Below are 26,034 nucleotides of genomic sequence, written 5' to 3'. Positions count from 1 at the left end.
ATACACTAGAAAAAGCGTCCCTCATTCATGGGGACGCTCTATTTATTTCATTCGTTTATGGTATAGGGCCATATTCATCCAATGTGTATTTCTAGGCTTAATATGCTGGCTATAAAAGTGAGTCTCAACTTGATTGTTTGAGACGCCACTCAAACTTTTATGAAGAGATCTTAATCGATACAAAACGGCGTATGGTTGAATGGTTTCGTTTAACGAGGATTTAACATACCGAGTACCTCTTATAATTGGTCCTGAAGTCAAACGTCCTCGACGGTCGTACCAAATTTTATGATTCGTTACCAACAGATCGGTTTCAGACGGTAAGGATTCCATTTTTAACACCATCTGCTCAAGCGCTTGTGGATCAAGCCAGTCTTCACCTGTCATAAAAAGAACATACTCTCCGATACAATAATCAAGAGCAATTTCAATGGATTCCGCTTTTCCACGATGATTTAGCAACAATGGAATCATTCTAAAGTCGTGTGTTCGATGAATTGAATCAGGAGTAAAATCGGTCGAACCATCATCCACAATTACAATCTGAAAATCGCTCAACGTTTGTTGAAGAATGCTGTTCAATGCAAGATCGATTGTTTTCACATGATTGTGTGAATAGAGAACAACACTTACTTTTGGTAGCTTTCCGATACTTTTTTGTATATCGATACTGCTAGCCATACTTTCCATCGTCAGCTGTTCGGGTGGGATGTTTGTTGTAAGTGCAAATCGTCCATTAAAACGATATTCCATAATATATTCCCGGAGCAGTACAAAATCGCCATGCTGAAGCAAGCGAATCCAAAAATCATGGTCTTGTACGTTAGGGAAATCTACCCGATAGCCTCCAGCTTTTGCAAAAGCTTCACTCGTAAACATGAAAGATGCTCCAATAAAACAATTCTGGAATATCTCTTCTCGTTTCCTCGTCATAAAATGCTCAACATATTCGTACCATGCTTTTGTATAAGTGATCGGTGTACCATGTTGATCAATCCGCCTATAAAATGAATACACCAACACGGTTTCCTTTGAGGCTTGATCCATCGTATCGACTAACCGCTCTAAAAAGTTTGGATCATGTCTGTTATCACTCGAGATCCATGTCAGATAAGGACAATCTTTAACAAGTTCAAAGCCCTCATTTAAAGTAGGAGAAATTCCAAGATTCACCTTTCGATCAACGATCTCATATGGAATGGTTAAAAGTTTACTAGCTTCTTTTATTGCAGTGACCGTTTCATCATTAGGTCCATCAAGAACGATTACAAGTTTATAATCACGAAAAGTTTGTCTTTCCATCGATTGTATACATTCAAAAATATACTCCCTTTCCTGGTGATATACGGGGAGTACTACGCCTACTTTCACTAAAGTTCCTCCTAAGTTCAATTTCTCTATGATTGATAATGTCATAGTGCGATACAAGCATTCTATTCATTTATATAAGAATGGGACTGGTTTTTTTGGTAAAAAAATTTTCTGTTTAGACTGCTTCTAAAATAAATGCTGTCTACATGCTGAAGTGCTCTTAAATGTAGTTGTTTTCCGTTTCAGGAGTCTCGCACCTTACACGTCAATCAACTTATCAGGAAAGTACAAAAATTAAGGCGGTATTGAGAAATTTCATTTGCAGTGTAAATGATTTTACTCACAGAACTTGTCTAACCTTCATACACTAGTAATGATTAGCAATGGCTAATGAATGAATAGTTGAGGTGAAATCGATGCTCCTTCTTCCTCATGGTGGAAGTTTAGTCAATCGACAGTTTACTAACGTCGATTACAATCAAAACCTAATTAAAATTGAATTAGATCCAATCAGTTTATCTGATTTAGAATGTCTTGCTAACGGTGCATTTAGTCCTCTTGATTCTTTTATGAACAAAGCGGAATACGAAGCTGTAGTACGTCATATGAGGCTAACTAACGGACTTCCTTGGAGTGTTCCAATAACGTTACCTGTTACTGAAGACAATGCTAAACAATTAAAAAAACAACATGAAGCTTTACTGAAATATGAAAATACGATATATGGAAAAATAGAAATCACAGATATCTTCAAACCTGACAAACTTCTAGAAGTGAGGCATGTCTATCGTACAGAGGATCAAACGCATCCAGGGGTACGCCATGTGATGAATAGAGGAAGCTGGTACGTAGGGGGAAGAGTTACTTTGGTGAACAAACCTCCTCGAAAAGTTGGTTCATCTTATTATTTAGATCCTAAAGAGACAAGGGAACAATTTAATAAGAATGGTTGGGAAAAGATCGTTGGTTTCCAAACGAGAAATCCCATTCATCGTGCACACGAATATTTACAAAAAACAGCACTTGAACAGATGGACGGGCTCTTATTACATCCTTTAGTAGGGGAGACAAAACAGGATGACATACCTGCAGAAGTTAGGATGGAGTCTTATGAAACGCTTCTCCAACATTATTACCCGAAAAATCGTGTCCTGTTGAGTGCGTTTCCTGGATCGATGAGATATGCGGGTCCACGTGAGGCGATCTTTCATTCCATCATAAGAAAGAATTATGGATGCAGCCACATTATAATAGGAAGAGATCATGCTGGTGTCGGAAATTTTTATGGTCCTTATGATGCGCAGCATATTTTTGCAGAGTTTGATCTGGAGGAGATAGGAATTACACCTATCTTCTTCGAGAATAGTTTTTATTGCACGAAATGTGGAGCTATGGCCACGATTAAAACGTGTCCACATGACGAAATGGACAGACTTACTTTATCAGGAACGAAAGTAAGAGAAATGCTAAAAAATAACGAGCCGATTCCAACTAATTTTAGCAGGAGTGAAGTCATTTCAATATTACGCGATTATTATGCTAAATAAAAAGGTATGGAGGCTAAAGATTTGAGTCAAGAAGATAAGAATATAACATGGCAACAGCATAATGTGACCAAGGAAATGAGACAGAAACTTCATGGTCATAAGAGCTTTGTGCTTTGGTTTACAGGTCTATCGGGTTCTGGAAAATCAACGATAGCTTCCGAAGTTGAGAAAATGTTATACCAAAGACAGTACAGTACCATGTTGCTTGATGGAGATAATGTAAGACACGGATTAAATCGAGATCTAACTTTCTCAAAAGAAGCAAGAACAGAAAACATCAGAAGAGTCGGAGAAGTTACAAAGTTATTTGTAGAAGGCGGATCGATTGTTTTAGTTGCAGCTATTTCTCCTATTGCTGCAGATCGAGATGCTGTTAGAAGTTTGTTGTCAAGAGAAGAATTTGTTGAAGTCTATATAGATTGCAGTCTTATAGAATGTGAGAAACGAGATCCAAAAGGGCTATATAAGAAGGTAAGAGAAGGATTGATTACTAATTTTACGGGTATCTCTGATCCGTATGAAGCACCAGTTTCTCCTGAAATTACTGTAAAAACAGATCACCTGGAAGTAAAAGAATGTGCCGAACAAATCATAAAATATTTGGAGGAAAATCAATATATTTCTTAAAGGCAAAAGCTGCACCCTAAGGTGACAGCTTTTTAGTTAGATTTATTAGGTTTCCATGTTACTTTGCCGCAAGAACTGCAGCCTTTTTTTACAGGGGGGTTAATTAGAGATTGGTTCTTCCCTGCATTGTTCAGTTTCTTTGTTTTGATCTCAGCATAAAGCTTTTGTAAATCCTCTTTATTCACTTCTAATCTCTCCTCTTAATTGAATATCTTGGCGCAATGCCATTATATTCTCAATCTGAGGACGGGGTGTTCTTATTTGGTTGAAATGGACGAATGACTGAAGTTCTCTTTGATTCAGCAGTATTCTTATTAAAAGGTTGGATCGTTTTTTCAGTAGGGCTGTTTGATTTAAAAGGACTGATTGGACTTGCATTTCTTGATAAAACCTTACTTTGCTCATAGGGTTTTGGAATCTGGTTGGTGATGAGCGAACCAGCAGATGAAAAGGGTCGAATTTGGGGAACAGTCGCTTTAGGTGCATCTAATCTTCTATTAACAGGCTTCTGTTCATTTGCCTCATAAAAAAGATCTTCCCTCTTGTTTTGTACAGGAGAAGAAGGGGAGGACTTTAGCTTAACTTCTACATTTGGTCTTTCTTCAATTTCGTCTACTAACGGGATTTGAGCGGCTGCAAAATAAGGATTAATAGGCTTTAAGATTTTATTCGCGCAAGAAAAGAAAGTTGATTCTGAAACGGAAGAAAGAGATTCAAAAGAAACACGCAGAAAGGTTTGAATGACTAAATAACTGATCCACTCTACAACTTTACCTTCATAAGAAGGCTGCACGGCTAAGAAGAGAGGTCCGTCTTTTCTTTTTAATGTGATACCTTTATGAATGCCAGCTTGAACGGGTAACCTGAAAGTGGGAGAAGGGTTCAAGTAATATAATTGTTTCTCAGGTGTATTCAGAGCAAGTGGCATTGGATGACCACTATGGAAATCTACATAAAAACGATGGTCACATTTCACATGATCATCTGTTGTCACTCTGATTCCTGTATGGCTTAAAAGCTGATCTAGTTCTTTAACTTTCTTTTGTGATAGCCCTTGGATACCAAACATAAATGTAGAAAGAGCTCCTGAAATTGTTTCTCCGTCATCAGAGATCTGCAATCCCCAATAAGGCAATAAAAGACATAAAGCCTCATATTCTATGGATGATAACTCACACACTTTCTGATCTTGATACCAGATTGGTCTCATGATAGCTTCCTCCTTAACGCTTATCTATAAAAATAGGCTTTCGTTCTTGTGTCATAACCCACTCTATTTCCATAGTATGTATGGAATCTTCAGATCATGATGAGGAAAGGAAGGGAAACAATGGGAAATAATCATAAACACTTGCAGGATGAGTGTATCCGCGTTCAGAAAGTTTACGACTGGGTGACTGATACACTAAACGTAAGAAAGACCGTTTCTTTTACTCCTGAACAAATCGCAGCTATAGAAGAAGCATTGGATGATCCTTCACGCCGACCGTTAAGATTGGTTACGAAAGTACCTAAAACTCCTCCAGCATTCCCGCTAACAGGTGAAACAACTGAAGCGGCAGCATGCCCTGAACTATATCTATGCGAGCAAGTTGGAGATAAGAGAGATGTTACAGTAGCGCTTAACGGAGGTTTTGCTGAAGCACAGCTTGTAGAGCTACTCTTTACAACAGATATCAAAGTTCAAGTTGTAGACCGTAACGGAGTAATCGTTGTAGAACAGTTGGTTAATGCATCAGTATTTGAATCTTTCGTCTTGTGTTATCCAGATGGAACAGACTTATACTGCCGAATCACTAAAATCTTTGCTCGCATCCCAACAGGGACTGTGTTGTTGAATAGTCCATCACCAACTTCATTCGTTGTAGACATTACATTCTGCGTTGATATCCAAGTTGAAGCAGAAGTTAAACTAGAGGTATTGGCGAAGTTCTGCTCGCCTCGTGAAAATGACCTAAATGCAGAGGAAAGCGAGGGAGAAATGTGTCCAGAGGTAGTGTTCCCACAACAATGCCCGGACATATATCCCAGGCCAGGCTGCCTGTGTAGATCACGAGGAACTGCTAGCGGATTAACGTGTGAAGAGGATGGAGCAACAGAAACTGGCAGGGCAACGATATCCGTTGAAATCTGTCCGAATTACAACCTGTCAGGAAGCAGATTCCAATTATCTCTAAACGATACAGGATATACAGCTACAGAATTCACACAAGAAACACTTAGCTGTGATGAGTATGCTGGTGGACTAAGATTGACTGTTTCAGGAAGAGGAATAATGGACGCTTCAGGAGAACAGTATCAGTTTAACCTGGCTATTGTTGAGACAGAGCATGGAAATCAATTTGAGGTAGAACTTATTGACAGAGCAGGAACTAAAGTATTTACTACAGGTGTTGTAAAAGCAGATTCTGGAGAAATTGCTATAGAAAACTGCCTTCAACACCAATAATTAATGGATCTGAAGAACAGAAAGACCTGAGGCGATTTGCCTGCAGGTCTTTCCTGTTTATGAAAAAAAGGTGAACGAATAATTGTAGCTTACATACAATAGGGAAAGAGCCTAATTATGCAAGGGGGAAGATGCATGGGGACGAAGGATAAATTAAGTTATGAGCGGCTCGTTTCTAGGGTGGACTATTACAAGGACAAAGCACTTGATCTTGAGAAAAAGCTCGTCTTTGCTGAAGAAACCATTGAACGACTCGAAAATGAGACGAACAATGATCGATCACTTAAAATAATTGAAGAGAATGAAAAAGAACTTCAAGGACTAAGAAAACAAGTCGAAGAACTCACAAGGAAATTAAAACGGCTAGAAGAACATGAGATGGAAAAAAGGATGCAGAGTTACGAAGAATTGTTGAAGAGCATACAAGATGAAATGAATGATAAAGACCAACAGATCGATCTGTATCAACAGCGCATAAAAAGTATGGAAAAGCGAATCAACATTAATCGCACTTCTGAACCGGTTTTTGAAGAGCTTGATTCAGATAATAGTAAATCAGAACCACAGAAAAAAGAAGGCTTGAATAGTGCTTGTTATTTCGACTATTCGGTAATTTTCACAAAAGATAAGAAGGGCTTTATTAGAGGTTCTTTTTTTATCGAAAACACTGGAACAGAAACGTTGGAGAATCCTTATATTTGTTTCAGATTCCAACCTGCTGAAGCTTGTGCATTAAAAGGAAAAATTATATCGTTGATCGCGTCACCCTCACAGGAAGAGATGACGCAGTCTATTTGGATGTATATGGATAATGAGTGGGCGGAAAAAGCAAAAGAACGGGGAGAGATGTGGATCTGTCCACTACGTGAAACCACATTTAAAAGTGGTGACAAACTCTCTTTGGATGATTTCCAGATTCCATTTAAGAGTGGTATTGATGAAAACATTACGGTAGAAGCGTTCGTTTATTTTCATAAACAAAACTATCGAACAAAAGCAGTTAATCATATAGCTATTAATTTTTAGTGAGACAGCCTATAACCAACTCGTCAGACTTGCATATGATGTACTATACGAGGAGGTTGTAACATGGAAGATTGTTATTATTGTAAAAGGAAGAAGAAGCATAAAAAACATAAGAAGGTTTATGCTGATAAAGTAATCATTAAAGCAGATAAAGTTATTATTCATGAAAAGAAGGTAGAGTGCGAATCAAGCTCTAGCAAATGGGAGTCTAGTCATAAACATGAGTCTAGCCACAAACATGAGTCATCTTCTAAACATGAATCTAGTCATAAACATGAATCTAGCCATAAACATGAATCTAGCTCAAAGCATGAATCTTCTTCAAAACATGAATCTTCTTCTAGCTCAAGCTCAAGTTCCAGCTCAAGCTCAAGCAATGGCTGCCACTATGATCCTTGGGTGTAAGCAATCCAAATGTTTCTTTAGAGTACTCTCAACAGAGTGCTCTTTTTTTTAGTATTACACTTAGAAAACATAGAATTAGAAGGAATAGGGTAAGAAATATAGAAGTAATGATAAAGGAGAGGATATCGATGGGGTATATCTTGCCGTACCTACCAATTCAGCAGCTGCAATATGCTAGTCGGATGGAAAAAGCTGAGAGAGGATTGCCTGTTGTTGCTAGTGTTCCTCCAATTCAAAATGATGATGTACGTTCATTTCAGCACAAGAAGAGATTGACATTTGAAGAAAAGCGTTCTTTTGATCAGATTTTAAGTGAAATGGAAGGCAAAGGGAATATAATTAACGAAACCATCTGATGGTTTCTTTTTTTGTTCATAACATATGAATTGGAGGTTTTATAGTGGAATTTATTGAACTTTCGACTGACTGTTATTACTTCAAGGGTGCTGTTAACATAGGGTATATTGTAAATAATGATAAAAGCAAAGGAATGTTAATAGATGCTGGTCTGGAAACATCAGCAGCCAAAAAAGTGATAAAGCAACTTCAAAATGAAAAGCTTCCGTTAACTCATCTATTTATTAGTCATGCACATGCAGATCATTTTGGAGGAGCTTTGTACATACAACAAAACTATGATGTACATACAATTGCCCCTGCTCTAGAAGAAGCAATTATGAGGAATCCTGTACTAGAACCGATCTACTTATCTCATGGAAATTACCCGTTAAAGGAAATGCGAAATAAATTTTTAGAAGCACCAGCTATACGTGTTGATGAAATATGCTCAGAAGGAAATATAGAACAATTTCCAGAAGTTCACTTTATTCATCTTCCAGGTCATAGTTATAATCAACATGGCATCTTATTCCGCGGTATTTTATATGCTGCAGATGCTTTTTTAGGTATAGATGTACTTGCAAAGCATAAGATTCCTTTTATAGTTGACGCACGTCAGAATATAGAAACATTACAAAAACTTAAAGAAATTGAAGTGGAAGGTATGGTCCCTGGACATGGAAGTTTTGTTACCAGATACCAGGAAGTTATTAAAGACAACTTACTTATACACGAAACCATCACTGTGAAAGTACATGAGGAGATCAAAAAATCAAGCAGATCTGGAATATCATTAGAGAATTTAGTTGCTGTCATGCTAACAAATTATGAAGTAGCCCCCCCTAACTTAGGCGCTTATTCATTGTTTCGAACGGCCATCTCTGCACATATTATTCAATTGCTAGAGGAGGGAAGTGTAGCATATAAGATTACAAACGGACGGCCTGTTATTTTTTCGGCTTCGTACATGGCATGACTAACAGTTCACCTTCTGAGAATTCTGCATAAACAATACCTTTCACATTGGAGTAGCCTTGTTGCTGTAGCAGCTCATAAAGTTCGCTTTTTGAAAGTCCCGCTGTTGAAAGGTTATCATGGTTAAGCTCACCGTCTAGTATGAGAGTTACAGGGAGTTCAGGCTGTTCTTCAGATCGCAGGTTCAAATCCTGTCTGTTTGGTGGCCCATATTGATACTTAGGCAATATGCTTAAAGATCCATTAGATTCTAATATGGCATATTCAACTTCTCTTAAACCGAAAAATCCTTTTTGTCTAACTAAGTTTTGAAGTTGGTTGATATCGAGCTTGCTCTTTTTTAGCATGTCTCGATCGATTAGTCCGTTACGAATGACGATAGTGGGTGCGCCTTCCAGAAATTTTCGCGTTCCTTTAAACTTCTGAGATATAATTTCAACTACATAGACCATAGAACCCCAGATTACAATGGCATACAAAATAACGAATATAGAAGTCTCATCATCATACATAGCATTACCAACTAATTCACCCAAGAAAATAGACGAGATAAAATCAAAAGGTGTTATCTGTGAAATTTGCGTTTTTCCTAATACTTTTGTTAACAAAAAGAGGGCGATAAACCCTATGATTAATTCAGTTGTCAATTGTCCAACATGAATGTTCATCAACCTTAGTCTCCTCAACGTACGTTTTATTGTACAGTTTTGACGAGATTAGATCGTAATAAACAAAAAAGCATTGAAATCGTCATGACGATTTCAATGCTTTTTTCATAGCGACATGCGGGATATTAGCATCCAGGAAGGGTTCCTTTGATGTTGTAAGGTACCCTAGTTTTTTGTAAAAGTCTTCTGCTTGTGTTTGTGCATATAATATAAGGCTCGGTAAAGAACGTTCGATGGCTGCTGTTTCCATAGCGTTCATGAGTTCTTCACCTAATCCTTTTTTACGATGTGAAGATAATATACAGACTCGTTCTACTTTTCCCTCTCCGTTCACTTCACGAAGCCTTGCTGCACCTATTGGTTTATCTCCGTCGTAAAGAACGAAATGCAGGGAGACATCTTCGTTGTTGTCGATTTCTTCTTTTTCATCAATCTGCTGCTCGCGAACAAAAACATCTTTTCTTACAGCTAATGCATCTTGAAATCCTTGTTCGCTCGTTGTATACGTCTTAATCAATCTAATTAAACTCCTTTTCCAAGTCGAAATGTTTCATAGACTGTCCATGAGCCATTATCAAGTTGATAGAGCAGTTGAAAACGATCGATACGTTCTTCATGTTCAATATCAATCATACGCAAACGTTCTAAAACGTCTGAATGCTCTTCATCCGACAGCTTTTGTCCGAGTGTTAAGTGCGGTACAAAGTTGTATGGCTGCTGATGTTCAAGTGGACCGGAATATAACTGCTCATGCAGCGATTTTATCTCTTCAGCTTCATTCACCTTTAAAAAGATAACATTATTAACAGGATGGAAAGATCCTACTTTATTAATCATGATTGAAAACGGGTCTATGTTCTTTGCAACAGAAGAAATATAAGAGATATGTTCTTGAATTTCTTCCTCGGTTGCTTCATAAGGCTCCTTAAGTGTGATATGAGGTGCGATAAGGGCATAATGCGGATCATAACGCTTTCGGTAGGAATTCACTTTATCTTGTAGATTTTTTGATGGAAAAATTGCAATGCCGTATTTCATATTTCTTCCTCCCTCATATTTTAAACTAGTATACCAAATATTCTTTTTATTTCCCACAGTTACAGGTCGCTGTAAAGAAACCTTAAAGCGGGAATTAAGTCTTTCTGCCAATTTACCCAGAGATGATTTCCTTGAAACTCAGCGTATTCATAATCGAGAGCTAAATTGTTTAAAAGCTTACTCAGCTGTCTGTTTGGAGTTAAGAAATCTTTGGTAATTCCTTCAGGATTCGTAAACTGTTCTTCTTCATCACCTATAGAGTGATAGATGGTCAACGTTTGCATATGTTCTATGGATTCAACGGTATCAATAAGGCTTTCAGGAACATAAGGAGATTGTACAATCACTTTTCCGAACGTATTCGGATACAGAATACTCAGCTTAAATGCTATGTAACCACCTAGAGAATCTCCGATTAAGCCCATGCCTGCACCAAGTTGGAGCGTGTTAAACTTCTCATTAAGATAAGAGGTAAGTTCAAAAGCCATGAATCGAATGTAATTCTCGTGCTTCTCTCCTGTGGGGTCATATTTTGCTTTTCGATCTTCAATTCCTTTATGATTTACACCAACAATGATACAGCTCTGTAAATTTTCTTCTTCCATTAGTCGATCGGCGGTTTTCGCCAGCTTTCCTAACTGAAAGTAGTCTCTGCCATCTTGTGCGATTAGAATAGGGTATTTAACGAGTGGAGTAAACTTAGAAGGCAGGTAGATGAGCAAGTCAATCTCCTCATCCAAGTAGTTGCTGTATATTTTATCATCTGTAATAGAACCTTTAAGTATGGCCATAAAAAGTACCTCCTGTGCTGACTGATCTTTAAATTATAAGCGTTTTCATTCAACTCGTTTTATTGTATCACATAATGATATAATGAAAGAATCAAATCGTTTTGCCATAAGAGATCGAACATTAAGAAGAGGTGAAGTCTGTTGAATAATAGAGTGCACAGTCGAGAAGTTGAAGCAGCGGCTAGAAGGCTGTTGAATGAAAGAGGCGTCACAATTCCTGAAATCGCTGAGATCGTATATGAAATGCAGATCCCATTTTCACCTGGCTTAACGAAAGAAGAGTGTATAGAAAGCGTCGATGCTGTTCTTATGAAGCGCGAGATTCAGCATGCTATTCTAGTCGGAGTAGAACTTGATATACTTGCGGAACAAAGAAAGTTATCTGAACCACTTCAAAGTATCGTTGAACAAGATGAAGGATTGTTTGGAGTAGATGAAACCATCGCTCTTGGTGCCGTTTTCGGATATGGATCCATAGCTGTTACAACCTTTGGTCACCTAGACAAATTTAAAATGGGTATTATTCAAAAATTAGATACGAAGATAGCAAATGGGAAAGTGCATACATTCTTGGATGACCTTGTTGCAAGCATTGCTGCTAATGCTTCAAGCCGACTCGCACACAGACTCCGAGATAAGCAGGAGCGTCTTGATCTTGAAGAGATTAAGATTCGTGATGAAGAAGAGAAGATTGGATAAATAACGAGCAAAAACACGCCTTAAATTTGGCGTGTTTTTTTATTGTTAACAATTACAATATATCAATAGAGACAATATCTAGTAATGGGAATTTGGTTTGCGCAGTATTATTTATGCGTGCATAGTCTGATTGTACTTCATCAATTTGCACATTAAGAAATACCCTTCCAGCTACAATTAAATCTACAACTACATCTCCGTTAGCTAACGAAATGAGCACTGAGCGAAGAGTTCGACTAGTAATTGTTGGTGTATTAGTTGTAACTAAAATAGAATTTTGATCTACTGCAGCAATAGATGTGAATAAAACATATCGATCTACAGTTGCACTAATTACTCGAATATAATCCGATCCAACCTCTCTTATTGTCACATTCGTAAGAAATGCTGCTGCTAGACCCGGAACATAAATATCCACTGTAAATACTCTAGAAAAATCAATTACACGAGATCTAAAATCAGTACTGTTTACTTCAGGAGTTACCCCAGCTCCTAATGTATTATCAATGCTTCCTATTTCAAACAGATTGATTAACGCATTAATACCATTTACTAAGTTAAATACACGTAAAAAGTTACCTCCAACTTCTCGAATTGAAACACTATTAAAGGGCGTTACTGCATTACCCGTGATATATACATCTACTAGATTTTCACTAGCTAGAGGAATGATTCTACTTCTTAGCGTGCGGCTTTGGATGATCGCCATATGATTCACCTCCTTGCCGGAACAAACTTTTATAGCAAGACGATGCTCATTATAAAGATTCCATACTATAATCTATTAATAAAGTAAGAAAGTGTGTAGTGTTCTATCTTGCGTTTAACATAGGTAAACACATATTTATCGATTAATAGGCATGTATCCTATCATTTTCGAAATAAATTAATATGCTATTTAGTATCTGGTATACAGATTGATTAATACTAAAAATGGATGGGAGGTCAGTAACGATGGGTGACTCTTTATTCCACGGAAAAGAGAAATGTACAAAGCATGATAACACACGCGGTTGTGATAGCTGTGTATGTGATTTCTTTCGTGATCTATCCGACGACATTGATTTTTGTAGCCAAAACTTAAACAGCTTCCTTGTAATCGTCTTAAAAGGAATTGGACCGTTAAGCTTGAATGGAACAACAGATCCTACGTTGTTCAGATTTGTACGTTGGGAACACACAAAGTGCTGTGTTGTGCTCTCTTATGAAGTAACGACGGCAACGGGAACAGCTACTCGTAATCTACTAGTTAACTGTAAAGACATCATAGCTGTAACTTGTGTACAAGACGGAGATCTTGCTGCAGGTACGTTCAACTAATCGTTGATTCAGCCGGGATCTTCTCCCGGTGTTTACATATAAACAGGCGAAGACACATTTTTTTGTTGAACAATAAAGAAAAGTGTTGTCAAAACTCGTAAAAAGCATATATAATAATTTTTGTTAGACAAAGGCATTGATTCGATAGCTCAGCTGGGAGAGCGCTACCTTGACAGGGTAGAGGTCGGGGGTTCGAACCCCTCTCGAGTCACCATACATAATAAGCAAACCTCCTTAGTGATAAGGAGGTTTTTTTGATGCTTTCTTTGTTGGATTTTAATGTGTTATAGCAACAAAAACACGCTAGAGATAAAGACCCCTGTAATGATCATCATAACAAGACCGTATCCCATAATGTCTTTTGCTTTTAATCCAGCAATAGCTAAAGCAGGAAGCGCATAGAATGGTTGGATCATGTTTGTCCATGCATCACCCCAAGCTACAGCCATAGCCGTTCTTGATAACGAAACGCCTAAGTTTTGTGCTGCTTCTAACATAACAGGTCCTTGAACCGCCCATTGTCCACCGCCAGACGGAACAAAAAAGTTAACGAGGCCAGCACTCCATAAAGTAAATAAATGAAAAGTATGTTCGTTTGAAAAGGAAATAAGCATATTGGATAGGACCGCCACAAGTCCCGATGAAGTTACGATTCCCATTAGTCCTGCATAAAAAGGAAACTGAATAATAATTCCGCTCGCATTTTTCACAGCATCCGTAACCGCTTTCAAAAATAACAGCGGTGTTTTATGTAAGATGATACCGATAAAAAGGAATAAAAAGTTTACGATATCTAGATTTAAGCTAAATCCATTTTTCGTGAAATAATAGACTAGGTATGAGATTCCTAATAGCCCTATGAGAATAGATAATAACTGACTATTTTCAAGTCGATCAGCAGGTGTTTGAAGGGTTTCTTCTTTACTTGCTGCCTCATGTGATTGCTTGTCCTCTAACAAAGCGGGATCGATTACAAACGCTTTTTCACCCGGAGGAACCATTAATCTGTTAATGAGCGGTACCATTATGAATAAGCCAGCTAGAATAATGAAGTTGAACGATGAAAAGATTGTCTCACTAGTCGGAACAACTCCCATAATGTTTTCGGTAAAGTGTCCCGGTGTAGCGATTGTTAAGACAACCGATCCTGATAGACCTCCACACCATATGATAAAACCACTATAAGCACTTGCGATTAATAACCGGTAGTCGACACCTTTTACTTTCATCGCAATTTCTTTTGCGAATAGAGCACCTATTATAAGTCCGAACCCCCAATTGATCCAGCATGCGACGAGCGCGACTAACGTTACGAGTATGATAGCTTGCCCAGGTGTTTTTGGGATTTTTGCTAAGTAACCTAATAGTTTCTTAAATAGCGGGGAGCTTGCCATAACGTGGCCGGTCACTAATATTAACACCATCTGCATGGAAAACGTTAATAAACTCCAAAAACCTGTACCCCAATAATTAACGATTTGCACAGGAGTGCTATCTGTCGCAAATAGTGCTAAACCACATACGAAGAATGTCAGTAAGATGACCAACAGAAAAGGATCGGGCATATACCTTTGCATCAATCTGTTTGAAAATGAAATTAAAAGTCTCAAATTTCTTCTTCCTCTCCTCATAAATGATATTTGAATAGTATGTATTTCAAGTACAGTTCGATTAATTTCTACAAAATCCTTTTAATACTTATTGATAAATGGACGAACTTTTTAAGTCGTCCTACATAAAATATAGAGAAATAGGATATAAGGTTTTTGAAAGGAGAACATTTTTTTGGCTTTATTTAAACGCCCTGGCATTTTTGCCAAAAAGGGAATGGTTCCTAATATGGGTGCAATGGGACCTACGATGGGAGCAATGGGTCAGATGGCGCCTACGATGGGAGCTATGCAACAGATGCCCCAGATGGGTGGATGTGGATACCCAGCAGTATCACCATCTCAATATTATCCTCCACAAGTTATGCCTGCACAGTTTAGCCCTACGAACCAACAAGTTCAATATAACCAGCAAGATGTATATGTTCCGATGGTTCATCCAACTCAAACGACTCAAGTCAACCAGATGAACTATAAATATGTACATTATTTCCCTCAGAACACGAACGTCGTAAACCAAGCAACGCAGCAAAACCTTTGTGGAACGGTCCAACCCATCATGGCACCTTGTCCCCCGCCATGCCCTCCTCCATGTGGTCCATGTGGTCCTTGGAGAAAGAAGTAATAGTGAAGCTGTCGACACGGTCGGCAGCTTTCATTATTTCGACTAGTACACTCCACACGTTATAGATTTTTGAATAATTAAACTTTTCTAACTATAATGAATAAAAAATAGTATGATTAAACAATCGGCTAATAGAAAAACCATTAGTTTACTTTTAAAGAGTTTACCAGACGACTTCTAAGGAGGGACATACATGCCAGCAATATTGGAGAAGGACACGATTTCTTTTTTCTATATAGAAGCAACTCTAAACAATGTAATCTTAATAATGAATGATCGATTGAAAGAAGAAATAAACAACACTGTTATAAATGAATCAATTGAAACAGTATTCGATGAGTGGAAACCAACATCAGGAGGCAATTTAATTCAAGCTCGTTTGAAGGATAAGAACTTTATTTTTATTAAAGATAAAATATCAGGTAATAGGTTTGTTTACGTAGGAATCGTTTCTGCTGAATTGGAAAAGAAGTCTGAAGAAGTGAAAGAACTTCAGAGATTGAATCTTCACCTTGATGCTATCATTGAAAGTTCATACGATGGCATTTATATAACAGATAAAGACGGAATTACGTTACGGACAAACTCTGCCATTGAACGAATAACAGGAATACCAAAGGAATATTACATAAATAAAAAAGTGGATGATCTAGTGAAAAGAGGAATTCTTGAAAACTCGATCACAGATAAAGTCATCCAAAAGAAGAAAAGTGTCACACACATTCAATTAAGCTATTCTGGACGCGAAACTCTGCTTACAGGAAATCCTGTTTTTAATGAAAACGGTGAAGTTGAAAGTGTCGTTACCAATATACGTGATCTATCTGAATTAAACAGTTTACAAAAAGCACTTAGTCAGGCGAATAAGTTAAACGAAAGTTACCAAAAAGAAATAGAACGCTTAAAAGGGAGCGCATCTTTATTTGGTGGAAAAACAGTTGTTGAGGCGGATCAAATGAAACTTATCTACGATACAGCGAGTCGAATTGCGGATGTATCGGCAACTGTACTTATTTTAGGAGAAACTGGGGTAGGTAAGGATGTACTGGCAAAGTACATCTATAATAAAAGCGAGAGAAAAAGAAGTGGCACGTTTGTTAAAGTAAATTGTGGTGCTATTCCTGCTGATCTATTAGAATCTGAATTGTTTGGGTATGCACCGGGAGCCTTTACAGGTGCAAACAAACAGGGAAAACCAGGTTTGTTTGAATTAGCTGATAAAGGCGTATTATTTTTAGATGAAGTTGGAGAGATGCCGTCGACCCTTCAGGTGAAACTGTTAAAAGTTATTCAAGAAAAAGAGATTCAACGTGTTGGCGGAACAGTAACTAAGAAAGTGGATGTACGTATTATTGCTGCTACGAACCGTAACTTAAAAGAGATGGTGCAAAAGGGAACGTTTAGAGAGGATTTATTTTATCGACTAAATGTTGTTCCTTTATTCATACCAGCCCTTCGTGAAAGAAGGAAAGAGATTCCTAGTTTAATTTCATTATTTTTGGAACAAATCAACCAAAAGTACAACACAGCAAAAGTAATAGATTCAGAGCTCAATGCATTTTTTTACAAGTATTCTTTTCCGGGTAATATAAGAGAGCTTTCAAATGTATTAGAGCAGCTTGTCCTTCTTAACAGTGAGGATTTATTGGGACTGAGACATTTACCAGAGGAATATCAGTCAAGTAAAGCTTCAATGAATGAAACAGAAATTCAAACATTAAAAGAAGTTGTTGAACATGCAGAAAGAAAATATTTAAGTCAAGCAGCAATCAAATACACAACCACCTATGAACTTGCTAAAGCTCTTGATACAAGTCAGCCAACAATCGTAAGAAAACTAAAAAAATATAATATCCGTTTAAATGAGTAAATCAAGCCACTTCTTTTAAGAAGGGGCTTTTTGCTTTTAATAGTTATCAATGATTCATTTTTGAATCATTGATTCTTTTTTAAATCATAGAAGGAATATCCAATTTGTTACGATTTTGATTCATTTATGAATTCCGCTCTTTTTACTCATATTGTTATTCATGTTATTGACAGATGAGTGCGGGAAAGATTCCCGAAACTTCTGCGGGGGTTCGCCGGACAACACGCGGATAGCGATCATGTGATACGGAGATCAGCACTTTATAGTGAATTCATGTATCTGATTTGCAGAAAAATGAACATTCTCTAGAGTTGGCATGGAAATTGCATATCTGTTAACTAAGAACTTTTTCAAAATTTTTGTATTCAAAAGGAGGAAGAAAATGATTACGACATTAGCCCCAGAAATTGAACAGATGAAACAAATGGTGAAAAACTTTGTTGAAAACGAGGTAGAGCCTTATGCTCAACAAATTGAAGAGGATGATAAGATACCGCAACATTTGGTAGAACAAGCAAAAGAACTTGGTTTATTCGGGATGAGTATACCAGAGGAATATGGGGGAATCGGTTTAAATACAGTTGGAAAAGCAACGGTGCTGGAACAGCTTGGACGCACTCACAATGGATTTGTGAGTTTAATAGGTGCTCATACCGGCATCGGAAGTACGGGACTTGTAAAACTTGCATCGGAAGAGCTCAAGCAGAAATACTTACCAGCGATGGCGACAGGTGATAGGATCGCTGCGTTTGCTCTATCTGAACCTGGTGCTGGATCTGATGCGACCAACTTATCAACTCGAGCTGTAAAAAATGGTGATAAATGGATCTTGAATGGAACGAAACACTTTATTACCAATGCTCCGATCGCCGATTTTTTCACAGTCTTTGCTTTAACAGATAAAGAAAAAGGGGCTAAAGGCGGAATAACTGCCTTTTTGATTGAGAGGAATTCACCTGGATTTAGTATAGGGAAAAAAGATAAAAAAATGGGTTTACGTGGATCTTATACAGCGCAACTCATATTTGAAGATTGTGAAGTACCTGAAGAGAACGTGATTGGTGAAGTTGGTATGGGCTATATGTCTGCTTTAAAGATATTGGGAGAGGGACGAATAGGATTAGCTGCAAGAGCAGTAGGTTCATGTGACAAACTGATCGAGCTCTCTGCATCTTATGCAAAGGAACGGAAACAGTTTGGAAAACCGATTGCTGATAATCAAGCTATTCAATGGATGTTAGCAGATATGGCAACCGAAACGGAAGCCGCTCGCTTGTTAACGTTGAAAGCAGCGCAAATGGTCGATGAAGGAAAGAAAGTGATTAAAGAAGCTTCTATGGCTAAATTATTTGCAAGTGATGTGTTCAATAGAGTGGCCGATAAAGCTGTTCAAATTCATGGCGGAATGGGTTACGTTTCCGATTATCCTGTTGAGCGGTTCTACAGAGATGCAAGGATCACAAAGATTTATGAAGGGACCAATGAGATTCAACGGTTAATTATCTCGAGAAGAATTCTTGAAGAAAATTAAAATCCTTATCTAAATTACAGAAATGAGGGATTATATGCGTTGGATCGTCCTCGTTTTATTATTCTTTGGAATGATCATTAATTTTGCAGACAAGTCTATTATTGGACTTGCTGCAGCTCCAATTATGGAGGACTTTAATCTTTCCTATACGGAATGGGGTCTTGTAGGAAGCAGCTATTACTGGTTGTATCCGGTAACAGGTATATTTGGAGCAGCCTGGGCTGACAGAATAGGAGCTAAGAAAGTATTAGGATTACTGATGTTAACATGGGCAGTTCTGCAATTTGGAGTGTTAGCGATCACTGCCTTACCGTTTTTAATTGCTTATCGTATCCTACTTGGAGCATTTGAGGGACCATTCAGCCCAGTGGCATATAGTCATGCGAATAAGTGGTTTCCTCCTAAACTGCGAGGTCTTGCTAATTCAGTAGTCGTATCAGGTGCAACAGTAGGTGCCATGGTGGTTGCCCCTATTCTTGTGGCATTGATTAGCACGTTGGGATGGAAACCGGCTTTTGCTTGTTTAGGTGCTGCAAGTATCGTTTGGGCGGTTGCTTTTCATTTTTTTACGAAAGAAAATCCATTGAAAGTATTTGAAGAAAAGGAGAAGAAGCGAAAGGAGAAACTAGAAAAAATCAATCTAAAAGATTTTGGCAGATTACTGCTATCTCCTTCTGCATTATTTACAACACTCGCTTACTTTTCAACCTATTTCCTGGTCGTTTGGATCGCTGTTTGGCTGCCGATCTACTTAGTGGAAGTTGTGGAAATGACATCTAAGCAAATGGGTTTAGCCGTGATGATTATCGGTATAGTGTCCACGTTTATCTATATCGGAGTGTCTTTTATTTCTGATCATCTATACAAGAAGAATGAGAATTGGCGGATTTCCAGAGTTTATGTTGTAGGAATCTCTATGGTGATTGGAGCGTTATTAATGGCTTCTATTACCTTTTATCAAAATCCGGTATGGGTAATTATAGCCATGTGTTTGTCTAAGGGGTTAACTTATGCAATTTTACCAATTGGCCCAACCATTATGATCAACGAGATGCCAGAACGAGGAGGTTTAATGACCAGTATCCTCACTTCATCTGGCAATCTTGCAGGTATAATCGCGCCAATCATTACTGGATATATTATTGCGATCTCCGATTCTAGTAAGATTACCGGATATAACTATTCTGTGCTGTTTATGGCTTTTCTCGTATTGACTTTTGCACTGCTGTTTCTATTATTTGTTAAACCTGATTCCACGTACAAGGAAAGATCACAGGGTCAGATGGAAGTGTTAGAAAAGAAGGTCAATTAGTCTGATATGAATCTCGTAATTTTGTTGGGAGGGAATACGAATGAACGAGATCCAGAACCGTCCATGGGACAAATACTACCGAGATGTGAACGAAGCAATAGTGTTTCCAGAAGTATCACTCTACTCATTTTTAGCAGACTCAGAAAACAAATATGGAGACCAACCCGCTATAACCTTTAATGATCAAGTTATCACGTATTCGGAATTAAAGAACAAGACAGATCGATTAGCAAACAGTTGGAGAGACCGAGGTTTTGAAAAAGGTGAACGTATCGGTTTGATGTTAGGCAATCACCCTGATTATATCGTTTCTTACTATGCGGCCATGTCGTTAGGGTTGATCATTGTTCAAATTAACCCTTCTTATACACCAAGAGAATTTCTGCAAATTTTGGACGATGCAAAAGTTTCTTATATTGTTGCAGATAATCGGTCATTGCAAACCATCTATGAGATTGAAGAATTCTACCCTTTTAAATACGTTATGACATCCCAGGTAAAAAAACAAAAAACAGATTACTTTCTTACCTTGGACGAGCTCATTGAACAAGGTTCACCATTATACTGCCCAGTCGAGATCAAGGCTAAAGATGATATAGCTGTCATTCAATACACAGGTGGGACGACAGGTAAAATAAAAGGTGCCATGTTAACTCATCATAATTTAACAACGAATGCGTATCAGAGTTTTACGATGTATAGACAAAAATATATTCCAGGTAAAGAAACGGTCTTAACCGTAACACCGCTTTATCATGTTTATGCGATGACGAGTGCAATGAATGTGGGCATTTTCTTAGGAGCTAACCTGTTATTATTGGACAAGTTTGATATCGATAAAATGATGAAGGCGATAAAAAAATACAGACCTACTGTTTTTCCAGGCGTTCCTAAAATGTATATTTCAATCGCTAATTACCCAAATGCAGAGCAGTTTGGATTAAACAGTTTGAAAATATGTTCTTCAGGATCAGCTCCTCTTCCTGTAGAAGTAATTAGAAGATTTGAAGAGGTTTCTGGCGCGACAATTCTAGAAGGATTCGGAATGTCTGAAACATCTCCTACCACCCATCGAACTCCGATCAATGGAAAACGGAAGGTAGGAAGCATCGGTATTCCAGTTCCAGAAACCGATTGCTGTATAACGGATAATGAGCATAACCTTCTCGAACCAAACTACGTAGGTGAGCTGTTGATCAGAGGTCCTCAAGTTATGAAAGGGTATTGGAACAATGAATCTGAAACGAAACATGCGCTTGTGAATGGTTGGCTCCGCACGGGTGATTTAGCAACGATGGATCATGATGGGTACTTTTATATCGTCGGAAGAAAAAAAGAAATGATTATTTTTGGTGGATTTAATATTTATCCGCAAGAAATTGAAAGCGTTTTATATGATCATGAAGATGTGAAGGAAGCAGCTGTAGTAGGCATTCCAGATGAAATACATGATGAGATCGTAAAAGCGTATGTTGTCCCTAAAGAAGGACGAACTATAGACACCGATGCACTGAAAAGTCATTGTTACTCCAATCTTACTCCATATAAAGTGCCAAAGAGTATTGAAGTGAGAGAAAGTCTCCCTAGGAATGGAGTAGGCAAGTTATTAAAAAGACTATTAGTTAAAGAAGAGATGGAAAAAGGAGTGAGAGTGAATGAATAATATGTCTATTCAAAGAGTAGCAGTCGTAGGTTCAGGTGCGATGGGATCACAGATTGCAATGGTATGTGCTCTAGCTGGGTATCCTGTCGTACTGCAAGATATTCGTGAAGAAAGTCTTGTTAAAGGAAAAGAGCAATTAAAGAAGCAGATGGAAAAAAGAGTCACAAAAGGGAAGTTAACATCAAACGAGGTGAAGCAGGCGTTTAATCTCATTACCTTTACTACTTCTTTAGATGAGTTATCAGAAGCGGATCTTGTTATAGAAGCAATCATTGAAAAGTTAGACGCGAAGAAAGAATTGTTTCAAAACGTAGAAAAAATAGTTTCAGAACAGACGATACTGGCAACAAATAGTTCAACGATTGTAAGCTCAAAAATTGCAGAAGCTGTAAGTCGACCAGAGAATGTATGTAATATTCATTTTTTCAACCCTGCACTTGTTATGGAACTTGTTGAAGTAGTAAAAGGACCACATACGTCGAATCAAACTTCTGAAAGATGTATGGATTTTGTTCGAAGCATCAATAAAGCCCCTGTATTGCTAAAAAAAGAAATTTCAGGATTTATTGCGAACCGTATCTTAGGAAAACTAATGGATGAAGCACTTTTTCTATATGAGAATGGTTATGCAACACATGACGAAATTGACTTAGTTTGCAAAAAAGCGCTTAATCATCCAATCGGTCCGTTTGCTTTAATGGATTTAACAGGTTTAGACGTTAATTATTATGTTCGAATGCAGAGGTTTGAGGAAAGTGGAGATGAAAACGAAAAGCCTTCAAAAGTTGTAGCTGAAAAAGTAAGAAAAGGAGAATTAGGTAAAAAAACAGGTAAAGGATTTTATGAATACGATGAAAAAGGAAGAAAAGTAGAAGTAGTTTTATAGTATTTATCTCTCCCATCAGTCTAACGGGCGTGAAGCACCCTGTTCTTCTTCAGTTCTTAAAAATGGTTACGGGAGAATGAAATCATGATAAACAAAAGAAATTATAATTCACATTCAGCATTCTTTAATCATCTAGGAATAAAGAGGGAACCAAATGACAATAAGAATGTCATCATATCACTCAATATGAAAGAAGAGCATTGTAATGAGTCAGGAGTGTTATCAAATGGAATCTATTATACCCTGCTTGATATAGCACTTGGGACTTCGATTACAGAAATGAAAAATTGCTTTACGATAACGATTAACATGCATGTTCAAGTATATGAAAACAGGTATGTAGAGCAACTTACATGCAAAGGACGTTCTATTAATATAACCGGAAATATTGGAAGTGGAGTAGGAGACATATTTGATGAGAATGGAAATCATTGTGCTTCAGGTTCGGCTACTTTCAAAATCATTCCGGCAGGAGGGGAGCGTAAATACTAAAATGACTACACCTGTTATTGTGTCAGCTGTTAGAACAGCAATCGGCAAACAAGGAGGGGCTTTGGCGACACTTCCTTATTATATGTTCGGAGCAGAAGTAATGAGAGAGGCAGTGAGAAGAGCAGAAATTCAGCATCACGAGATCGATGATGTAATTTTTGGGAATTGTTTAAGTGGAGGAGGAAATCCAGCACGAATGACGTTATTACAAGCTGGAATACCATTTGAAGTACCTGGTATGACGATTGACCGTCAATGTGGTACAGGCATTAATGCAGTTGCCCTTGCAGCAGATCTTATCAAGGCTGGAAGAGGAAGTGTGTATTTAACTGGAGGAGTAGAAAGCATGTCCCGTTCTCCCTATCTATTATCACCAGCAACTAGACCGTATGACCGAAATCCTCCACAATTTATTAAGAGAAAACTCTCTCCTGACGACATTGGCGACCCACCAATGGGCATCACAGCTGAAAATGTTGCTGAAAAATATAAGATTACAAGAGAAGAACAAGACGAATATGCAGCTGAAAGTCAAAGACGTATGGCAAGGGCGATGAAAGAGGGATTGTTTGATAAGCAAATCGTACCTATTGAGATAAGAGGTAAGAAAGAAACATATGTTTTTAAACAAGATGAACATCCTCGCCATTCAACAACTATAGAAAGTTTATCCCCTCTTTCACCTGTATTTAAAGAGGGTGGAACGGTTACAGCTGGAAATGCATCAGGTGTGAATGACGGTGCGTCTGCATTAGTGATGATGTCTCATGATGAAGCCCAGAAGCGCCATTTAACAGTACTTGCTGCAGTTGTAGATTCACAAGTTGCAGGAGTAGATCCAAATATGATGGGTATGGGGCCGGTTCCTGCAGTTAGAAAACTACTAAAACGAAACCAATTGTCGATCAAGGATATAGATTTTGTGGAATTGAACGAAGCATTTGCATCCCAAGTCCTAGCATGTAACCGTGAGTTGGAGATTCCAAAAGAAAAATTAAATGTTAACGGTGGTGCTATCGCGCATGGCCATCCAATTGCAGCGACCGGAGGGATTTTAATAACGAAAGCGGTCTATCATATGAATAAGACACGTGCCAAACGTGCGATTGTTACGGCATGTATCGGTGGTGGGCAAGGGATAGCGATTTTATTAGAAAATACAAACGAGGTGAAGTAATCATGCAAACCTTTCAAAATATTATTGTTGAAAAATCTAATCAGCTCGCCTATCTAATTATAAACTTACCTGAACAGCGAAATGCGTTGGGTAAAGAAACACTCTTAGAGATAAAGAAAGCGTTGGATGAGTTAAAGAACGATGATCAAATTTACTGTATCGTATTTACAGGGAAAGGAGACAAATCATTTGCAGCAGGAGCAGATATTAGTCAGTTGAAAGACCGTGAGCCTTTAGATGTTTTCAATCCAGATGGAATGCAAGAAACGTATGATTATATTGAAGGTTTTGAGAAGCCGACTATTGCTATGATAAATGGATATGCTTTAGGCGGAGGATGCGAGCTTGCAATGGCATGTGATATTAGAATAGCTTCTCAAGATGCCAAACTTGGTCTTCCTGAATTGAATTTAGGTATTATTCCAAGTGCAGGGGGAACACAACGATTAGCGCGTTTAATCGGAAAAGGAAAAGCGATGGAACTTATATTGACTGGAAAAATAATATCGGCAGATGAAGCGGAAAGAATTGGCCTCGTATCAGAAGTTGCACCAGCTAGACAATTGAAAGAATCCGTAGAGAGAACGGCACATCAAATCATATCTAAAGGACCGCTGGCAGTTAAGTTTGCTAAATTAGCCATTCATGCCGGTTATGATTCTGATATGAAAGCTGGATTATTAATAGAAAAGCTGGCTCAAGCTGTTTTATTTTCAACCGAAGATAAAAAGGAAGGAACAAGGGCTTTTCTTGAGAAAAGAGCTCCTGAATTCATGTCTAGATAGAAACGAAGGAAGAAGGGACAAACGATATGCCATTAACAATCGATGAAATCCACAAAGAATTTGCGCATTGTCCATACCTTCACCACTTAGGTATAGAGATCGTATCTTTTGAAGAAGAAAATGTGAGGATAAAATTAAAAATAAAGAATGAATTGTTGAATACGAATGGTACCCTTCATGGGGGTGTATATGCCTCCATCATTGACTTCGTTCAAAGTATGCATCTTCGCTCTGTTACAAAGACGAGGTGTGTGACGATGAGTTTAACCGTTCATTTTACAGCACCAGTCAAAACAGGCTACATATATGCAGAGGCTCATATTATTTCTAAAGGTCATAAGACCGCTTTTGTGGATGGGGTAATTAAGGATGAGTACGGAAATGTTGTTTCAAAAGGAACAGGGACTTTTAAGTTGATTCATGTGTAGGAATAGTTGCATGAGGATGAGAGATAACACTTCAAATCTAGGAGGTGGTGATGTTGGAACGAACTAGAATGATTGCAGGTCATGCGAAGCTTCCTCAAGGTATGTCGGCGAGTGAAATTCATCAAACATTAACAGTTACTATTGAAACGGATCATCAATACTGGGTGATTCTAAATGCTTCATGTACTTTATCAACGCAACATGCTCAAAATTTTTTTAGTAGTTTATTAAAAGGGTTTAGTCTCATGGATGGGTGTGATCCCATTGTGAATACGATCGAAAGAAATTATCACGGAAAGGCAAAAACGGCATTAATAACGGCGGTAAAAGATGCCTATAAACAATATAGTGCAATAAGAGCAAAAACAGAGGTCTGATGGACTTGTTAAATTTCTGATTATTCAATTTATTTATTGACACAAGATAAAAACTGATTTAAAATGATATAAATATTACCCGT

29 protein-coding genes and 1 tRNA gene are annotated in these 26,034 nt (G+C 37.9%); 21 read left to right on the top strand and 9 right to left on the bottom strand.

The features are described from left to right. Positions 1–42: 42 nt before the first annotated feature. Entirely contained in the window at positions 43–1,416 is a 1,374-nt protein-coding gene (locus tag IHV12_RS14280; RefSeq protein ID WP_255552602.1) for a glycosyltransferase family 2 protein, read from the bottom strand. 311 nt (positions 1,417–1,727) lie between these two features. Here IHV12_RS14280 and sat point away from each other — a divergent pair, with 311 nt between their 5' ends. Together sat and cysC are read left to right on the top strand one after the other, a co-directional pair. After that, complete coding sequence (sat, locus tag IHV12_RS14275) at positions 1,728–2,858, top strand: sulfate adenylyltransferase (RefSeq protein WP_197191355.1); 1,131 nt, start codon at positions 1,728–1,730, stop codon at positions 2,856–2,858. Between the two features lie 21 nt (positions 2,859–2,879). Further along, a complete protein-coding gene (cysC, locus tag IHV12_RS14270) occupies positions 2,880–3,485 on the top strand; it encodes an adenylyl-sulfate kinase (protein WP_255552601.1) in 606 nt (201 codons plus the stop codon). A 32-nt stretch (positions 3,486–3,517) separates the two neighbouring features. Here cysC and IHV12_RS14265 read toward each other — a convergent pair whose 3' ends face one another. Next, positions 3,518–3,670, bottom strand: coding sequence for a hypothetical protein (locus IHV12_RS14265; RefSeq protein ID WP_153238649.1), 153 nt, complete (start codon positions 3,668–3,670; stop codon positions 3,518–3,520). Positions 3,671–3,720: 50 nt separating this feature from the next. Continuing rightward, the gene (locus IHV12_RS14260) at positions 3,721–4,695 is read right to left on the bottom strand and encodes a hypothetical protein (RefSeq protein WP_197191246.1); all 975 of its coding nucleotides are present in this window, start codon (positions 4,693–4,695) and stop codon (positions 3,721–3,723) included. Positions 4,696–4,815: 120 nt separating this feature from the next. Here IHV12_RS14260 and IHV12_RS14255 point away from each other — a divergent pair, with 120 nt between their 5' ends. From IHV12_RS14255 to IHV12_RS14235, 5 genes are all read left to right on the top strand, one after another. Beyond that, positions 4,816–5,934 carry a hypothetical protein gene (locus IHV12_RS14255; RefSeq protein ID WP_197191245.1) on the top strand — a complete coding sequence of 373 codons (1,119 nt, stop codon included), beginning with the start codon at positions 4,816–4,818 and terminating at the stop codon, positions 5,932–5,934. Positions 5,935–6,069: 135 nt separating this feature from the next. Then, positions 6,070–6,960 carry a hypothetical protein gene (locus tag IHV12_RS14250; RefSeq protein WP_197191244.1) on the top strand — a complete coding sequence of 297 codons (891 nt, stop codon included), beginning with the start codon at positions 6,070–6,072 and terminating at the stop codon, positions 6,958–6,960. Between the two features lie 63 nt (positions 6,961–7,023). Beyond that, entirely contained in the window at positions 7,024–7,365 is a 342-nt protein-coding gene (locus IHV12_RS14245; protein ID WP_197191243.1) for a hypothetical protein, read from the top strand. 128 nt (positions 7,366–7,493) lie between these two features. Further along, entirely contained in the window at positions 7,494–7,721 is a 228-nt protein-coding gene (locus IHV12_RS14240; protein ID WP_197127566.1) for a hypothetical protein, read from the top strand. Positions 7,722–7,765: 44 nt separating this feature from the next. Further along, on the top strand, positions 7,766–8,680 hold the full coding sequence (locus IHV12_RS14235; protein ID WP_197191242.1) for an MBL fold metallo-hydrolase: 915 nt from the start codon (positions 7,766–7,768) through the stop codon (positions 8,678–8,680). On the opposite strand, the gene IHV12_RS14230 is transcribed toward IHV12_RS14235, so the two are convergent. From IHV12_RS14230 to IHV12_RS14215, 4 genes are all read right to left on the bottom strand, one after another. Then, on the bottom strand, positions 8,652–9,347 hold the full coding sequence (locus IHV12_RS14230; protein WP_197127568.1) for a YetF domain-containing protein: 696 nt from the start codon (positions 9,345–9,347) through the stop codon (positions 8,652–8,654). The genes IHV12_RS14235 and IHV12_RS14230 overlap by 29 nt on opposite strands. A gap of 82 nt (positions 9,348–9,429) precedes the next feature. After that, complete coding sequence (locus IHV12_RS14225; protein WP_197191241.1) at positions 9,430–9,864, bottom strand: GNAT family N-acetyltransferase; 435 nt, start codon at positions 9,862–9,864, stop codon at positions 9,430–9,432. A gap of 5 nt (positions 9,865–9,869) precedes the next feature. After that, the gene (locus IHV12_RS14220) at positions 9,870–10,385 is read right to left on the bottom strand and encodes a YjcG family protein (protein ID WP_197127570.1); all 516 of its coding nucleotides are present in this window, start codon (positions 10,383–10,385) and stop codon (positions 9,870–9,872) included. Positions 10,386–10,444: 59 nt separating this feature from the next. Then, positions 10,445–11,176, bottom strand: a complete 732-nt coding sequence (locus IHV12_RS14215; protein WP_197191240.1) for an alpha/beta hydrolase — start codon at positions 11,174–11,176, stop codon at positions 10,445–10,447. Positions 11,177–11,317: 141 nt separating this feature from the next. Here IHV12_RS14215 and IHV12_RS14210 point away from each other — a divergent pair, with 141 nt between their 5' ends. Further along, on the top strand, positions 11,318–11,875 hold the full coding sequence (locus IHV12_RS14210) for a phosphatidylglycerophosphatase A family protein (RefSeq protein WP_066393218.1): 558 nt from the start codon (positions 11,318–11,320) through the stop codon (positions 11,873–11,875). A 52-nt stretch (positions 11,876–11,927) separates the two neighbouring features. On the opposite strand, the gene IHV12_RS14205 is transcribed toward IHV12_RS14210, so the two are convergent. Continuing rightward, positions 11,928–12,584, bottom strand: coding sequence for a hypothetical protein (locus IHV12_RS14205; protein ID WP_197191239.1), 657 nt, complete (start codon positions 12,582–12,584; stop codon positions 11,928–11,930). 245 nt (positions 12,585–12,829) lie between these two features. Here IHV12_RS14205 and IHV12_RS14200 point away from each other — a divergent pair, with 245 nt between their 5' ends. Continuing rightward, positions 12,830–13,195 (top strand): hypothetical protein, encoded by a 366-nt coding sequence (locus tag IHV12_RS14200; RefSeq protein WP_197127574.1) that lies wholly within the window; start codon positions 12,830–12,832, stop codon positions 13,193–13,195. Positions 13,196–13,333: 138 nt separating this feature from the next. Beyond that, positions 13,334–13,409, top strand: a tRNA-Val gene (locus tag IHV12_RS14195). A gap of 70 nt (positions 13,410–13,479) precedes the next feature. Here the strand turns inward: IHV12_RS14195 and IHV12_RS14190 are convergent. After that, positions 13,480–14,805, bottom strand: coding sequence for a short-chain fatty acid transporter (locus tag IHV12_RS14190; RefSeq protein ID WP_197191238.1), 1,326 nt, complete (start codon positions 14,803–14,805; stop codon positions 13,480–13,482). Between the two features lie 175 nt (positions 14,806–14,980). Here IHV12_RS14190 and IHV12_RS14185 point away from each other — a divergent pair, with 175 nt between their 5' ends. The 11 genes from IHV12_RS14185 to IHV12_RS14135 all read left to right on the top strand — a co-directional run bounded on the left by IHV12_RS14185 (position 14,981) and on the right by IHV12_RS14135 (position 25,951). Then, complete coding sequence (locus tag IHV12_RS14185) at positions 14,981–15,430, top strand: CotD family spore coat protein (protein WP_231618128.1); 450 nt, start codon at positions 14,981–14,983, stop codon at positions 15,428–15,430. Between the two features lie 193 nt (positions 15,431–15,623). Beyond that, positions 15,624–17,300 carry a sigma-54 interaction domain-containing protein gene (locus IHV12_RS14180; protein WP_197191237.1) on the top strand — a complete coding sequence of 559 codons (1,677 nt, stop codon included), beginning with the start codon at positions 15,624–15,626 and terminating at the stop codon, positions 17,298–17,300. Positions 17,301–17,682: 382 nt separating this feature from the next. Next, positions 17,683–18,831 (top strand): acyl-CoA dehydrogenase family protein, encoded by a 1,149-nt coding sequence (locus IHV12_RS14175; protein ID WP_197191236.1) that lies wholly within the window; start codon positions 17,683–17,685, stop codon positions 18,829–18,831. Positions 18,832–18,865: 34 nt separating this feature from the next. Beyond that, on the top strand, positions 18,866–20,143 hold the full coding sequence (locus tag IHV12_RS14170) for an MFS transporter (protein WP_197191235.1): 1,278 nt from the start codon (positions 18,866–18,868) through the stop codon (positions 20,141–20,143). A gap of 40 nt (positions 20,144–20,183) precedes the next feature. Beyond that, positions 20,184–21,806 (top strand): long-chain-fatty-acid--CoA ligase, encoded by a 1,623-nt coding sequence (locus tag IHV12_RS14165; RefSeq protein ID WP_197191234.1) that lies wholly within the window; start codon positions 20,184–20,186, stop codon positions 21,804–21,806. Beyond that, positions 21,799–22,692 carry a 3-hydroxyacyl-CoA dehydrogenase family protein gene (locus IHV12_RS14160; protein ID WP_197191233.1) on the top strand — a complete coding sequence of 298 codons (894 nt, stop codon included), beginning with the start codon at positions 21,799–21,801 and terminating at the stop codon, positions 22,690–22,692. Before IHV12_RS14165 ends, IHV12_RS14160 begins: the two co-directional genes overlap by 8 nt. Before the next feature lie 84 nt (positions 22,693–22,776). Next, positions 22,777–23,184, top strand: coding sequence for a PaaI family thioesterase (locus tag IHV12_RS14155; RefSeq protein ID WP_197191232.1), 408 nt, complete (start codon positions 22,777–22,779; stop codon positions 23,182–23,184). Between the two features lies 1 nt (position 23,185). After that, complete coding sequence (locus IHV12_RS14150; RefSeq protein WP_197191231.1) at positions 23,186–24,361, top strand: thiolase family protein; 1,176 nt, start codon at positions 23,186–23,188, stop codon at positions 24,359–24,361. A gap of 2 nt (positions 24,362–24,363) precedes the next feature. Continuing rightward, entirely contained in the window at positions 24,364–25,146 is a 783-nt protein-coding gene (locus tag IHV12_RS14145) for an enoyl-CoA hydratase/isomerase family protein (RefSeq protein WP_197127583.1), read from the top strand. 26 nt (positions 25,147–25,172) lie between these two features. Continuing rightward, positions 25,173–25,574 (top strand): PaaI family thioesterase, encoded by a 402-nt coding sequence (locus IHV12_RS14140; RefSeq protein WP_197127584.1) that lies wholly within the window; start codon positions 25,173–25,175, stop codon positions 25,572–25,574. Positions 25,575–25,624: 50 nt separating this feature from the next. After that, a complete protein-coding gene (locus tag IHV12_RS14135) occupies positions 25,625–25,951 on the top strand; it encodes a DUF3870 domain-containing protein (RefSeq protein WP_197191230.1) in 327 nt (108 codons plus the stop codon). Positions 25,952–26,034 lie beyond the last annotated feature (83 nt).

Origin of the sequence: Fictibacillus sp. 7GRE50 (genome assembly GCF_015903875.1) — a bacterium.
GTDB classification, from domain to species: Bacteria; Bacillota; Bacilli; order Bacillales; family Fictibacillaceae; genus Fictibacillus; species Fictibacillus phosphorivorans.
Note: the sequence above shows the minus strand (reverse complement) of the source record. Positions and strands in the feature narration are given on the sequence as shown.